General features: G+C 70.1%; 8 protein-coding genes and 2 pseudogenes. 7 read left to right on the top strand and 3 right to left on the bottom strand.

Features of this window, described 5'->3' with window-relative positions; all coding sequences use genetic code 11:
• Nucleotides 1-38 precede the first annotated feature (38 nt).
• A complete protein-coding gene (locus tag ACIRPU_RS04780) occupies nt 39-1,286 on the top strand; it encodes an NADH:flavin oxidoreductase/NADH oxidase family protein (protein ID WP_403861730.1) in 1,248 nt (415 codons plus the stop codon).
• A 328-nt stretch (nt 1,287-1,614) separates the two neighbouring features.
• Here the strand turns inward: ACIRPU_RS04780 and ACIRPU_RS04775 are convergent, their stop codons facing one another.
• Nucleotides 1,615-2,088 carry a helix-turn-helix domain-containing protein gene (locus ACIRPU_RS04775; RefSeq protein WP_355704754.1) on the bottom strand — a complete coding sequence of 158 codons (474 nt, stop codon included), beginning with the start codon at nt 2,086-2,088 and terminating at the stop codon, nt 1,615-1,617.
• 190 nt (nt 2,089-2,278) lie between these two features.
• Here ACIRPU_RS04775 and ACIRPU_RS04770 point away from each other — a divergent pair, with 190 nt between their 5' ends.
• The 3 genes from ACIRPU_RS04770 (at nt 2,279) to ACIRPU_RS04760 (ending at nt 5,670) form a co-directional block, all read left to right on the top strand.
• A complete protein-coding gene (locus ACIRPU_RS04770) occupies nt 2,279-3,292 on the top strand; it encodes an NADP-dependent oxidoreductase (protein WP_403861727.1) in 1,014 nt (337 codons plus the stop codon).
• Nucleotides 3,293-3,410: 118 nt separating this feature from the next.
• Nucleotides 3,411-3,614 carry a hypothetical protein gene (locus ACIRPU_RS04765; RefSeq protein ID WP_403861724.1) on the top strand — a complete coding sequence of 68 codons (204 nt, stop codon included), beginning with the start codon at nt 3,411-3,413 and terminating at the stop codon, nt 3,612-3,614.
• A gap of 166 nt (nt 3,615-3,780) precedes the next feature.
• Entirely contained in the window at nt 3,781-5,670 is a 1,890-nt protein-coding gene (locus ACIRPU_RS04760; protein WP_403861721.1) for an AMP-binding protein, read from the top strand.
• Between the two features lie 586 nt (nt 5,671-6,256).
• Here the strand turns inward: ACIRPU_RS04760 and ACIRPU_RS04755 are convergent.
• Together ACIRPU_RS04755 and ACIRPU_RS04750 are read right to left on the bottom strand one after the other, a co-directional pair.
• A pseudogene (locus ACIRPU_RS04755) lies at nt 6,257-6,514 on the bottom strand (hypothetical protein); the annotation flags it as partial.
• A 205-nt stretch (nt 6,515-6,719) separates the two neighbouring features.
• Entirely contained in the window at nt 6,720-9,491 is a 2,772-nt protein-coding gene (locus ACIRPU_RS04750; protein ID WP_403861718.1) for an AAA family ATPase, read from the bottom strand.
• Nucleotides 9,492-9,800: 309 nt separating this feature from the next.
• Here ACIRPU_RS04750 and ACIRPU_RS04745 point away from each other — a divergent pair, with 309 nt between their 5' ends.
• The 3 genes and pseudogenes from ACIRPU_RS04745 to ACIRPU_RS04735 all read left to right on the top strand — a co-directional run.
• Nucleotides 9,801-10,592, top strand: coding sequence for an MBL fold metallo-hydrolase (locus ACIRPU_RS04745; RefSeq protein ID WP_403861715.1), 792 nt, complete (start codon nt 9,801-9,803; stop codon nt 10,590-10,592).
• Between the two features lie 366 nt (nt 10,593-10,958).
• Nucleotides 10,959-11,789 (top strand): enoyl-CoA hydratase/isomerase family protein, encoded by an 831-nt coding sequence (locus ACIRPU_RS04740; RefSeq protein ID WP_403861712.1) that lies wholly within the window; start codon nt 10,959-10,961, stop codon nt 11,787-11,789.
• 469 nt (nt 11,790-12,258) lie between these two features.
• Nucleotides 12,259-12,876 (top strand): annotated as a pseudogene (locus ACIRPU_RS04735) (TetR/AcrR family transcriptional regulator); the annotation flags it as partial.

Genomic DNA, 12,876 nt, shown 5'->3' with positions numbered 1-12,876 from the left:
CGCCCTGGCTGGCGCCGACCACACCGAAGAAGGCCCCGATGACCACGCTGGATGCCCCCCTCACTCTCCCCAACGGCCAGATACTGCCCAACCGCCTGATGAAGTCGGCGCTCAGCGAATCGCTCGGGGACAAGAACAACGCCCCCGACGAGCGCCTGGGCCGTCTGTACTCCACATGGAGCCGAGGCGGCTACGGCCTGATGATCACCGGCAACATCATGGTCGATCGCGGACAGCTCGGTGAACCGGGCAACATCGTCATCGAGGACGAGCGTGATCTCGACGCGCTCTCTCGCTGGGCCAAGTCGGCCCAGGACTCGGGCGGTGCGATCTGGGCGCAGCTCAACCATCCCGGCCGCCAGGCCAATCCCCTGGCCCTCGGACACACGCCGGTGGCACCCAGCCCGATCCCGACGAAACTGCCCGGAGCCACGACACCGCGCGAACTGCGACCGGCCGAGATCGAGGAGATCATCGAGCGCTTCGCCACGGCCGCGGCCGTGTGTGAAACGGCCGGCTTCAACGGCGTACAGGTGCAAGCAGCCCACGGCTATCTCATCTCGCAGTTCCTGTCACCCCTGTCGAACCGGCGCGACGACGGCTGGGGCGGCGACCTCGAACGGCGGATGCGTTTCGCTCTCGAGGTCGTCCGCCGCATCCGCGGCCGCGTCGGGCCCGGCTTCGCGGTGGGCGTCAAACTCAACTCGGCGGACTTCCAGCGGGGCGGATTCACCGAGGACGAGTCCCAGGCCGTGCTGGCCGCGCTCGCCCACGAAGGCGTCGACCTCATCGAGGTCAGCGGCGGTAGTTACGAGTCCATGGCGATGAGCGGCTCGGCGGCCCCCAGCACCAGGGCACGCGAGGCGTACTTCCTGGAATACGCCCGCACCGTCCGCAAGATGGTGGGCGACATCCCACTCGCCGTCACAGGCGGATTCCGCACCCGCGATGCCATGCAGCGAGCCGTGCAGGCCGGCGAATGCGACGTGGTCGGCATCGGCCGGCCGGCGATCACCACCCCGGACGCGGCCCGGCTCATCCTCGAAGGGGAGGCCGAGACACTCACGGCACACCAGGCGCGCTACGGCATGAGAACCCTGCTGGGCAAGATCACCGACCTCAAGGTCCTGGACGGGGTACTGGACATCAGCTGGCACACCGACCAGCTGCATCGCCTCGGCAACGGCCTGCACCCCGACCTGAACCGCGGCAGCCTTGCCGCCACCCTCGCCATGGTGCGGCGAAACGGCCGCACCTCGTTCCGCGCCAAGCGAGGCGGGTCGTGAATCGCTGCGGCTGCAACGGTCGGAGCCCTCGCTGAGCCCCTCGGGGTTCAGGCAACAGACTGCGCCGGCCGACGGAGCATCTCGCCGTCGGCTCCGACAACGGCGCCCGCCTGTCGCCTGAACCCCGCTGAGACGGACGCGACCTCACCGATCCACGATGACGGTCGTGCTTCCTGGACCGCTCCCTCCGCCCGCAACCGCCGCTGGTGCTGCATGTCCCGCTGCGGCAACCGTACGAAGGTCCGTCTCCGCCAGGCCCGGGCCAGACGCGGCGAGCACACCTCGGCAGACCGAGCCCACCACGAGCCCCCGGCGCAACCGCGCTCAGTCACTCGGCGGGCCTCATCCGAAATGCCGGGCCGGGGATGCTCTCGATGTCTTCCGCCTGCACGGCGTGGCCCCGTTCGCAGCGGATCTGGGCGTCGACGTGCGCACCGCATCCACGGTGTCGCGCCAGCACTGCCGGGCCCTCCGGGTCGGCGCGGTAACGGTCGCCCCACTGCAGGAGCCCCATCACAGCCGGGACCAGGTCCATGCCCTTGGGCGTGATCACGTACTTCGGCCGACTCCGCGCGCCAGGCTCCTTGTAGGTCTCGGTGGCCAGGATCCCTTCCTCCACGAGCATCCGGAGCCGCGTCGCGAGGAGGTTGCGAGGGCAGCCGAGGACGCGTTCGAAGTCGCTGAAGCGGGACGAGCCGTACCAGACCTCGCGCAGGATCAGGATCGTCCACTTCTCACCCACGACCTCAAGGGTCCGGGCGATCGAGCAGTTCGACATGTCCCGGTCGAGACGGGGGTCCATTCCGGCGTACTGAAGTGCTTCGGTCCTCGCTTCCATAGGAGTGATCCTAACCCCACCTGAGTTTACTTTTCTATACTCAGTAGGTAGCGTCATGACCAGCACATCAACCCGGCCGCACGCGAGAAACGGGCGTGCAGGGGGGCCTGCGCGAAGAATCACATCGACCACCCCACACAGAAAGGCGGCCGGCATGAAGGCATTCGTCGTCGAGAAGTACGGCAAGGACGGCGCGCGCGCCGCAGAGGTACCCGAGCCCACGGTCGGAGACCGCGACGTCCTGATCAGAGTGAGCGCCGCCAGCATCAACCCGCTGGACAAAATGGTCCGCAACGGGGAGTTCAAGCAGCTCCTGAAGTACAAGCGCCCGTTCGTGCTCGGCCACGACTTGGCGGGCGTCGTGACACAGGTCGGCTCCGCCGTACACGGCTTCAAGGTCGGCGACGAGGTCTACGCCCGCCCGCGCGACCTGCGGATCGGAGGCTTCGCGGAGTACATCGCGATCGACGCGGACGATGTCGCACCCAAGCCGGCCTCCCTCTCCCTGGAGGAGGCGGCCGCGGTGCCGCTGGTGGCCCTGGCCGCCTGGCAGATCCTCGTCGACCGTGCCCACGTGAAGCCGGGTCAGAAAGTGCTCATCCACGCCGGTGCCGGTGGCCTCGGGTCGACGGTCATCCAGCTGGCCAAGCACCTCGGCGCCACCGTGGCGACGACCGCGAACACCAGGTCCGAGAAGCTGGTCAGGAGCCTCGGTGCCGACGTGGTCGTCGACTACACCAAGGAGGACTTCTCGAAGGTGCTGTCCGGCTACGACCTGGTGCTGGACTCCCTGGGCGGGGCGAACCTCGAGAAGTCGCTGACCGTGCTGAAGCCCGGCGGCCTGGCCATCAGTGTCGTCGGCCCGCCGGACGCCGCCTTCGCCAAGCAGCTCGGCGCCCCCTCCTTCCTGGGCCTGGTCATGAACACGCTCAGCCGCAAGGTCCGCAAGCAGGCGAAGGCGCTGGGCGTGCGTTACCAGTTCCTCTTCATGCAGGCCAACGGCTCCCAGCTGCGCAAACTCGGCGCCCTCTACGACAGCGGGAAGCTCCACCCGGTCATCGACAGCACCTTCCCCTTCGACCGGACACTCGAGGCGATGGCGCACGTCGAGCAGGGCCGCACCAAGGCCGGCAAGGTCGTGGTGTCGATGGTGCCCGGCAACGACTGAGACGCGACCGGACACGCTTGCACCGACGGCGTACCGGCTGTCGTGGACAGCATCCGCCCGCATGGCTCCCGAGGGTCCGCTCGCGAGGGGCGCTCCGGATTCCTCCCGGCCCCGTCGGGTGTCTGCCGCGGCAGTCTGCTGGGCCCTCGCCGACGACGGCGCCCAGCTCGGCCGCCGACTCGCGGACTTCAAGGTCACCTCCGATGTCCACCCGCTGCCCGACGGCCGGCACTCGTTCGTCCTGGGCGCCGGTCGGGTACCCGAGGTGGATCAGGCAATCCAGCAGGTGGGCCAGTGGCTCCACAAGCACCTCGGCGCGTGAGCAGAAGCTGCACCTGACGGCCGGGCCGCCGCACCACCGACATTGCCGGTGACAGGTCGCCGATCTCCGGCGTCCTGCTCCGCATACCGGCCGGCATGCGGTACTTGTGTCCGACACTGTTCCGCACGCCCCACCACCGTCCCTCGATGCCACAAAGGAGTGCGCGATGGGAACGTACGAGGATGTCTTCCGCGCCAGTACCGAGGACCGGGAGAGCTTCTGGCTGAAGGTGGCCGAGGGCATCGACTGGGATGTCGCTCCGCACCGCGCCCTGAACTCCTCGGGCGCCCCGTTCTACCGCTGGTTTCCCGACGGGCGACTCAACGTCTGTTTCAACGCGCTCGACCGGCACGTCGAAGCCGGCCGGGGCGAACAACCCGCGCTCGTCTACGACTCACCCGTGACCGCCACCCGCCGCACCTACACCTACGCGCAGCTGAGGGACGAGGTGGCGGCCTTCGCCGGAGCGCTGGCAGGACTCGGCGTGGGGCGCGGCGACCGAGTGGTGATCTACATGCCGATGGTCCCCGAAGCCGCCGTCGCGATGCTGGCCTGCGCACGGATCGGCGCGGTCCACTCGGTCGTCTTCGGCGGCTTCGCCCCGCACGAACTCGCCCTGCGCATCGACGACGCCGCCCCCAAAGTGGTGGTCTCCGCCTCCTGCGGCATCGAGGGCACGCGGGTCATCGCATACAAGCCCCTGCTCGACCAGGCGATCGAACTCGCGGTCCACAAACCCCAGAAGAGTGTGATCCTGCAACGCCCTCAGGAGCGGGCCGAGTTGGGTCCCGACGATCTCGACTGGGCCGCCCTCACCGCCGCCGCCGCGCCGGCCGACTGCGTGCCCGTCCCCGCCACCGATCCCCTCTACATCCTCTACACGTCCGGAACGACCGGAAAACCCAAGGGAGTCGTACGCGACTGCGGCGGCTACGCGGTCGCCCTGCACTGGTCGATGGGGGCCGTCTACGACATCGGGCCGGGCGAGACCATGTTCACCGGCTCCGACGTGGGCTGGGTCGTCGGACACTCGTACATCGTCTACGGCCCGCTCCTGGCCGGCGCCACCACCGTGCTGTACGAGGGCAAGCCGGTCGGCACCCCGGACGCGGCCCAGTTCTGGCGCGTCGCCGCCGAACACCGCGTCAAGACGATGTTCACGGCGCCCACCGCCTTCCGCGCCATCCGCAAGGAGGACCCGAAGGGCACGCTCACCGCGGGCTACGACCTCTCCTGCCTGCGCTATCTCTTCCTCGCCGGCGAGCGCCTCGACCCCGAGACCTATCACTGGGCCGGCGACCTGCTGGGTGTGCCGGTGATCGACCACTGGTGGCAGACCGAGACCGGCTGGCCCATCGTCGCCAACCCGGTCGGCATCGAGGCCGCGCCCGTCAAGCCCGGCTCCCCCACCCGCCCGCTGCCCGGATGGGACGTCCGCGTCCTCGACCCCACCGGGCAGCCCGTGCCACCCGGCGTCGACGGCGCGATCGTCGTCAAGCTCCCCCTGCCACCCGGCGCGCTGCCCACCCTGTGGAACGACGACGCCCGCTACCTCGCCTCCTACCTGTCCGCCTTCGACGGCTACTACCTCACCGGCGACAGCGGACACATCGACCACGACGGCTACGTCTTCGTCATGGGCCGCACCGACGACGTCATCAACGTCGCCGGACACCGCCTGTCCACCGGCGGCATGGAAGAGGCCCTGGCCGCCCACCCCGACGTCGCCGAATGCGCCGTCATCGGGGTCGCCGACGAACTCAAGGGACAGATCCCGCGCGGCCTCGTCGTCCTCAAGGCGGGCACCACCCGCGAACCGGCCGAGGTCGAGGCCGAACTCGTCCAACTCGTGCGGGAGCGGATCGGCGCCGTCGCCTCCCTCAAGGACGTCACGGTCGTCGCCGCCCTGCCCAAGACCCGCTCGGGCAAGATCCTGCGCAGGACGATGCGCGGCATCGCCGACGGCCGTGACGAACCCATTCCCTCCACGGTGGACGACCCCAGCGTCATCGAGGTGCTGCGCCCCGTTCTCCGCCGCGCCGGTCACACACCGTGAACGCCCGACACTCTCGACCCGGCCGACGCCGGGCGCGTTCACCGGACCGGCGTCGGCACGGCTCGTCGACCAGGCCGGGGGTACATTTCCAGTGTGGGAACCGACACCCGCGCCTTCCTCAGCGACCTCGCTCGAGGGCTCGCCCCGCGAGCGGATCACGTGGTCGACGTGGTGCTGCAACGCTTGCGCGGCGAACTTCCTGAGGTTTGGGGGTACGAGGACATCGCCGCTCTGGCGCCTTTGGCGTTGTCCGAACACGTCACCGCCGTTCTGGATTTCCTCGAGCGTGACCTTGACATGACCGACGTCGGGACGCCACCCGCCGCCATCGAGTTCGCCTGCCGCCTCGCCGAGCACGGGGTGCCGATAAGTCAGCTTCTTCGCATCTATCGGCTCGTCCACGCGGGTGTGCTTCATGAGCTCTACTCGGAGACAGCCCGTGTCACCACGTCCCAGGAGCTGATCAACGCGACGACGGTCACCCTGAGCGCGATCGGCTTCGAGTTTGTCGATCGCACGGCGGAACAGGCTGTCGCGGCGTACCAGAGGGAACGCGACCGCCGGCTGCAGCGGCGGCTGATCATGATCAACGAGGCCGGGAGGCGGATGCATTTCCACTGGTCAGGTATGGGGGGCGACGGTTCAGTCGCGGTGACGAGCCGTCGAGTTGTCGTTCCGGTGGAGGTCGGAGACGCGCCTGGGCGAGGGCGGTTTGACGGCCCTCGCTGACAACTGTGCCAATGGCACGCACCATGCCCGTGTCCACGGTGATCCGCCGCAGGCATTTCACCGTGAGGTCGAGCGAGGTGTACGCCATTCCTTGCGGGAGGGTGGACTGGACGGCAGGCTGCTCTCCCGGCGAGGGCGACATGTCGCGAGGCCGTCGAGCCCGGGCCATGACATCTGGCGGTCGTGCGCAAGGAGGTGCCGCCGCCACCAGCCGGGGCATCACCGCATAGTGGGACGCCCCGGGTGTGAACGGCGACGAACTCCGCCCAGCGCAGCGCTGGGCATCAGCGGGGCCCCGGTCCAGCGCCGAAGGCGGCCCGTCAGCCGATCAGGTGCAACCCGTCCCCGAAGTCGATGCGGGCGAGGTCGGCGCGCGAGACGATACCGAGCTTGGGGAACACGTTGGCCAGGTGATGGGCCACGGTGCGGGGACTGATCAGCAGCTGTGCCCCGATCTCCCGGTTGGTGAGCCCCTGCGCGGCGAGCCGTGCGACTCTCAGCTCCTGCGGGGTGAGGACGGCTGCGCTGTCCCGGGCCGGTGCGAGGTCGCGGTGCAGGTGCTGCCCGGCCAGTTCCTGTTCGGCCTGGCTGCGGGCGAGCAGGGGCGCCGCGTGCAGTCGCCGGAAGATCTCCGCGGCTTCGGCGAGCTGGGTCCGGGCGTCGGTACGGCGGCGGGCCCGCCGCAGCCACTCGCCGTACAGCAGGCGGGTGCGGGCGTAGGTGAAGGGCCGCGACCGGGCTCCGGGGACGTCCAGCGCGAGCCGGAACTGCTTCTCCGCATCCGCCCCCGACGCCAGCAGGGCATGGACCAGGTGCGTCGCGGAGATCGCCCACGCCGCGTCGGTCCGTTCGGCCCAGCGTCGCAGCAGCCGCGCCTGTTCCTCGGCCGTCGCCCGCTGTCCTGCCTGGAGGGCGGCCTCGGCGGTGTCCGGCGCGGCGAGCACCGCGATGGTGGGGTGCGCCGCGTGGTGTCCGCCCTCGGTCAGGCGGACCAGGTAGTCCAAGGCCTCCTCGGCCCGGCCGGCGAAGAGCGCCGACATGCCGAGGGTCCACTGCGCGGCGGCGCTGAGCAGGCGCACACTGCGCGGCACGGAAACCTCGAAGGCCCGGGCGGCGTAGTCCGCGACGGCCGACTCCTCGCCTCGGACGGCTGCCAGCCACCCCAGACAGTTGCGGCACTGCGACGCCAGGTGGTCGTCACCGATCTCCCCGGCCACCTGGAGCCCCTCCAGGGCGTTCGCCGCGGTCGACGTCCAGGAACCCTGCGCGATGCCCAGCGCAGCCGTCTCTGCCAGCGTCTGGGTCAGGGCGGTCACCCGGTCCGTGGGCCGCAGCCGGTCGATCTCGAAGCGCAGAGCCTCCTCCTGGGCGGACTCGATTCCCCAGGCGATCGCCACCGGAGCCGGCGGCATCAGGAACCAGGAACTGCCGCTGAGCCGGCTGAGGACCTCGGCGTCGGGGGCCACGGCCTGGTCGCTGTCGTCGGCTCCGTCGCTCAGGTCCTGCGTCCACCACTGGCGCAGCAACGGCAGCAGATCGGCGTTCGGGAAGTTCCCCTGCGGGAGCCGCCGCGCGAGCCGCTCGAGCGCCTCGCGCTGCAGCTCGCCGTGCCCGGCCGCCCACGCCGCCCGCAGCGCCATGCTGCCGAGCTGGAACGCCTGCCCGGCGTCGGCCACCCGCTCCATGTCCCGGAGGAGCCGACGGCAGGCGATTCCCAGATCGCCGTGCGCGTACTCGATCAGCCCGCTCAGCCCTTCGCTGAGCTCCCCGACCGTGGCTTCGGAGGACATCCCTTCCGCCCGCTCCAGCATGCCCCGCGCCGCATCGACCTGTCCGGCCTCCCAGGCCGCCCTCGCCCCGTAGGACAGTCGCCGTGCCGCGTCGTCCGCGGCGGGTGACAGCCTCGCCGCACGCTGCAGGGCACGGGCAGCCGTGGCACAGCCGCCGCGCGCCCAGGCACGGCGGGCCGACTCCTCCAGCAGGCGGGCCACCTCCTCGTCGGTTCCGCCCGTGGCTTCCACAGCTGCGGCGAGATGCCAGGGCCGCAACTCGCCGGCGTGCTCGCCGCTCAGCACGGAGGCGAGAGCGTGATGCACAGCCTGCCGGTCCACGGGCGGCGCCACGTCGTAGACCACCGCCCCCATGAGCGGGTGGCGGAAGCGGATCCGCCCGCCCGAGCCCGTGGTGAGCAGGCCCGAGTGCTGGGCCTCGTCCCACGCGGCCGCGTCGAGGCCGAGCACGCCACCGGCCTGGCGCACGGTGTCCCGGTCACTGCGGTCGTCGGCGGCGGCGAGGAGAAGCGCGGTGCGGGCAGGCGCCGACAACCTCTCGATCCGGGCGTGGAAGGAATGACGCAGGCGGGGCCCGACGGAGATCTGGTCGTCGCCCAGCGGATACGCCGAGAGGTCGCCGGCCGCTTCGGACGTGGGCAGCTCCTGGAGTGCCAGCGGATTTCCGGCCGCCGCGCGGACCGTGCGGCGGATCACCGTCTCGTCCGCGTGCGGGGCGAGGGCACGGGCGAGGAGCCGTGCGTCGTCGTCGTCCAGCCCGCGTACCTCCATCGCCGCCAGTTTCTCCCAGGGGCTCTCGACGGGATCGTCGTGGCCGGTGAGGAGCATGACCACGCCCTCGTCGCGCAGCCGGCGAGCGACGAAGGCCAGGCACTGGGCGGACGGCTCGTCCAGCCACTGGGAGTCGTCGGCGACGATCAGAACCGGCCGCTTGCCGGCCAGCTCGCCGACGAGCGTCAGTACGGCCACGCCGATCAGAAACCGGTCCGCCGCATCGTTGCTGGTACCGAGCGCCCCGTTCAAGGCGTTGGCCTGCGGCTCCGGGAGCGTGCTGATCCGCTCCGTCACCGGCCACAGCAGTTCGTGCAGTGCGGCGAAGGCCAGCTGTGACTCGAGGCGAGTGCCCCCGCACCTCAGGACGGTGAAGTCCGCGGCGGCCGACTCAGCCACGTATTCGAGCAGGGCGGTCTTACCGATGCCGGGGTCACCCCACAACATCACGCTCGCTCCCAATCCCTGACGGGCACCGTCAAGGATCCGGTCAAGGGCTGCCTGCTCCTGGCGCCGTCCGTACAGGTCCATTTGCTTGAAAGCCTAATGGGCTGCGGTCGCCCGGAGCCACTGCCGCAACCCGAGTTCCATGACACCGGGCCGTATTTGACGGACACGGTGACGGACACGGTGACGGATCCGCTTGCCGCGCTTCCTTCGTAGCGTCGGGCGCGATCAGTGAACTCGCGCCTCACCGCAGGAGAAGGACATGGCGACAAGGACATGGCGACGGTGAGCCGGGATCGGGAGCGTCGGCAGGACAGTGGCTCGCCCGGCACAAGAACTCGTACAAGGCCCGACAACGGCCCGGCTGCGCAGGACACCAGAAGGAGTGGACCAATGAGGGGCACCGTCACCATCATCGACAAGGGCGACGTGCGGGTGCACAGTTACATGGCTCCCGACGACAACATCAACGTCACCACCCAGCTGATCGAGACCCCGGGCCGGCTGGTCGCGGTGGACGGCCAGATCGCGATCACGGGTGCTGACGAGGTCGTCGCATACGCAAGGGAACTCGGCAAACCGCTGGACCGGCTCATCATCACCCATGAGCACCCGGACCACTTCCAGGGCGCGGCCCGCTTCAACGCACCCATTCACGCCATGGCCGTCACGCGCGATCAGATGGCGGCGCGAGGCGACCTCAAGGACCCCACCGGCATCCCGGTCCCCGCAGTGGACGTGGCCCCCACCGTTCTGGTCACCCCGGGTACCGAGGTCATCGACGGCGTTCCCTTCGCCTTCGAAGCCCTTTCCGGCGGTGAGACCTCCGACCAACTACTGATCCGGCTGCCCGAGCACGGGGTGCTGGTGGCGCAGGACGTCGTCTACCACAAGACCCATGTGTTCGTCGGAAACCACGACATCGACCGCTGGCAGGTCATCCTCCAGGAACTCGCCGACCCGGCTTACGACACGATCCTGCCCGGACACGGACTGCCCGCGGGACAGGCCGTTTTCGCGGAGATGGCCGAGTACCTGAAGGTCGCCGGTGAGCTCCTCGGCGACGATGGTCAGGCCTACAAGCAGGCCATCATCGAACGCTTCCCCACCTATGCGGCTCCCTTCGTGATCGACATCAGCAACTTCTACCTGTTCGGCACCCCGATCGTCATTCCTTCCGCCTGACCGCGCCGGTCCGCCCCAGGCCCGACGCGGCCGGCTGGTGCTTCACCCGCGGATCGCGTCTCTTGCCTGCCGAGCACTTCCCGGCTTATTGCATTACGCTCATAAGTCAAACGGGTCGAGCAACGGGTACAGACAGCGACTCGGCCAGTGGCGAACGACAAGCGCACGGCCATGACAGGCAAGGCGGCCACCTCGGCGCTCGTCATCAGCCCGAACGGCGCGCACCACATGCCACACAGTGCGGGCCCACCGCGGCCGATGCGGCGCCGACGGACAGGGCGGCGGCACCCGCACCAGACGCAACAGCCCCGTGGTCATCGGACGCGATCACAGCCACGCAAGCCCCCTACGAAACGGAACCACGCCATGAGCCAGCCCAGCACGATCCGCCTGGAGCGGACGACCCCGCGGACCGCCAGGATCACCTTCGCGAATCCTCCCGCGAACCTGGTGGTTCCCGAATCCGCCGTGACGCTGCTCAAGATCGTCAAGGAGCTCGAGAACGACCCGGACATCAAGGTCGTCGTCTTCGACAGCGACCTCCCCGACTTCTTCGTCAACCACTACGACGGCGCCGCTGCCGCCGACCTCCCCCAGCCCGAGCACGAGGACGACAACCCGGTCTGGACCGACATGGTCCTGCGGCTGACCAAGGCTCCGTTCATCAGCATCGCGGCCATCCGGGGTCGCACCCGTGGCGCGGGCAACGAGCTGGCCCTCGCCTGCGACCTGCGCTACGCCAGCCGCGAGAAGGCGTTCTTCGGCCAGCCCGAGGTCGGCATCGGCATCGTCCCCGGCGGAGGCGGCGGTGAGCGGCTCCCGCGCTCCATCGGCCGCGACCGCGCACTGGAGGCGATCCTGACCAGTGCCGACTACGACGCCGACCTGGCCGAGCGCTGGGGGTGGGTGACCCGGACCCTGCCCGACGCGGAACTCGACGCCTTCGTCGACGCGACGGTCGCCCGCCTCGCCTCCTTCGACCGGCAGGCACTGGCGACCGCGAAGGCCCAGGTCAACCGGGCGACACTGCCGCCGGACGCCCACCTGGTCGCCGCCTTCGGCGAGTTCGCGGGCACACTGACGCAGCCGGGATTCGCCGCGCGTGCGGTCGGGCTCGGCGCGCTGGTCGCCGAGAAGGGCCTCGACGTCGAGTACGAGCTGGGCGAGTACATCGGCCGCGTCAACGAGAACCTCTGATCACCTCCTGCCGCGGCACGACCGGCCCCGGCGCCCCACAGGGACCCCGGTCGGCGCCGCGGCACCCTGGTGGGTTCCGGCCCCGCCCCACCAGGCGCCCTGCGGTGGTCGGGTATGCCTCGACGGCAGCCCGGCCACCCACGAAGCGGGCGTCATCGCGAAACCGTGCACGGCGGCTTCGTCGGGCCGTGAGCTCCTCTCCTCGGCTGCACGAACCGCCGCACTTCACCACCAGGCAAGTCCGCCGGCCAGGACATCCCCTTTCCCTCGCGTCCGCCCACCCGAGCCCCGCGCCACCCCACTGATCCTCACCCACGGCGCGAGCGGGGCTCCCCCGGGCGGATTCCCGCACACGCTCGCCACCTGAGCGACCCGCACGCACGGCGACATCCCGCTGCCCGTCGCACGGTTCCAGCAGGGAGCAGGCGCCTCCGACTCGCAGCACCATGACCGAAGGCCCCTCCGCATCATGCCGAGCCACGACACGCCCAAGCCCATCCGCGCGGACGCAGCACGTAACCGCACCCGCCTGCTCGACGCCGCGCGCCATGCGTTCACTTCCGGACAACCACCGGTGTCGATGAAGCAGATCGCGCGGGACACGGGGGTCGGCATCGGCACGCTCTACCGGCACTTCCCCACCCGGGAAGCACTGGTCGAAGCGATCTACCGGCACGAACTGGCGCAGCTGTGTGCCGACGCCGAGGCGCTCCTGCACACGAGGCATCCGGCCCAGGCCCTACGCAGCTGGATGGACCAGTTCGCCGACTACGCGATGACACGACGAGAGACCGCAGACGCCCTACGGGCAGTTCTCGCCTCCGGCGCCGGGACCGTGTCGCCGGCACGTGAACAGCTCTCCGCAACTGTGCGAACCATTCTTGCCGCCGGAATCGCCGCCGGGACGCTGCGCGACGACGTTCACGCCGAGGACGTCGTCATCATCCTCGTCGGCATGCTCACCGCTACCTCGCCGACAGACGGGCGCGACCAACTGGGCCGCATGTTCGACCTGCTCATGGACGCCGTCCCGCGGGGGGGGGGGGGGGGCGGGGGGGGGGGGGGGGGGGGGGGGGGCGGGGGGGGG

This window comes from Streptomyces sp. NPDC102259, assembly GCF_044766465.1.
Classification (GTDB): domain Bacteria; phylum Actinomycetota; class Actinomycetes; order Streptomycetales; family Streptomycetaceae; genus Streptomyces.
Note: the sequence above shows the minus strand (reverse complement) of the source record. Positions and strands in the feature narration are given on the sequence as shown.

What these genes read in the sequence shown, in the direction of transcription:
- ACIRPU_RS04740 (WP_403861712.1), top strand. Translation starts at nt 10,959, where the DNA reads ATGAGCCAGCCCAGCACGATCCGCCTGGAGCGGACGACCCCGCGGACC.
- ACIRPU_RS04760 (WP_403861721.1), top strand. Translation starts at nt 3,781, where the DNA reads ATGGGAACGTACGAGGATGTCTTCCGCGCCAGTACCGAGGACCGGGAG.
- ACIRPU_RS04770 (WP_403861727.1), top strand. Translation starts at nt 2,279, where the DNA reads ATGAAGGCATTCGTCGTCGAGAAGTACGGCAAGGACGGCGCGCGCGCC.
- ACIRPU_RS04750 (WP_403861718.1), bottom strand. Translation starts at nt 9,491, where the DNA reads ATGGACCTGTACGGACGGCGCCAGGAGCAGGCAGCCCTTGACCGGATC.
- ACIRPU_RS04745 (WP_403861715.1), top strand. Translation starts at nt 9,801, where the DNA reads ATGAGGGGCACCGTCACCATCATCGACAAGGGCGACGTGCGGGTGCAC.
- ACIRPU_RS04780 (WP_403861730.1), top strand. Translation starts at nt 39, where the DNA reads ATGACCACGCTGGATGCCCCCCTCACTCTCCCCAACGGCCAGATACTG.
- ACIRPU_RS04775 (WP_355704754.1), bottom strand. Translation starts at nt 2,088, where the DNA reads ATGGACCCCCGTCTCGACCGGGACATGTCGAACTGCTCGATCGCCCGG.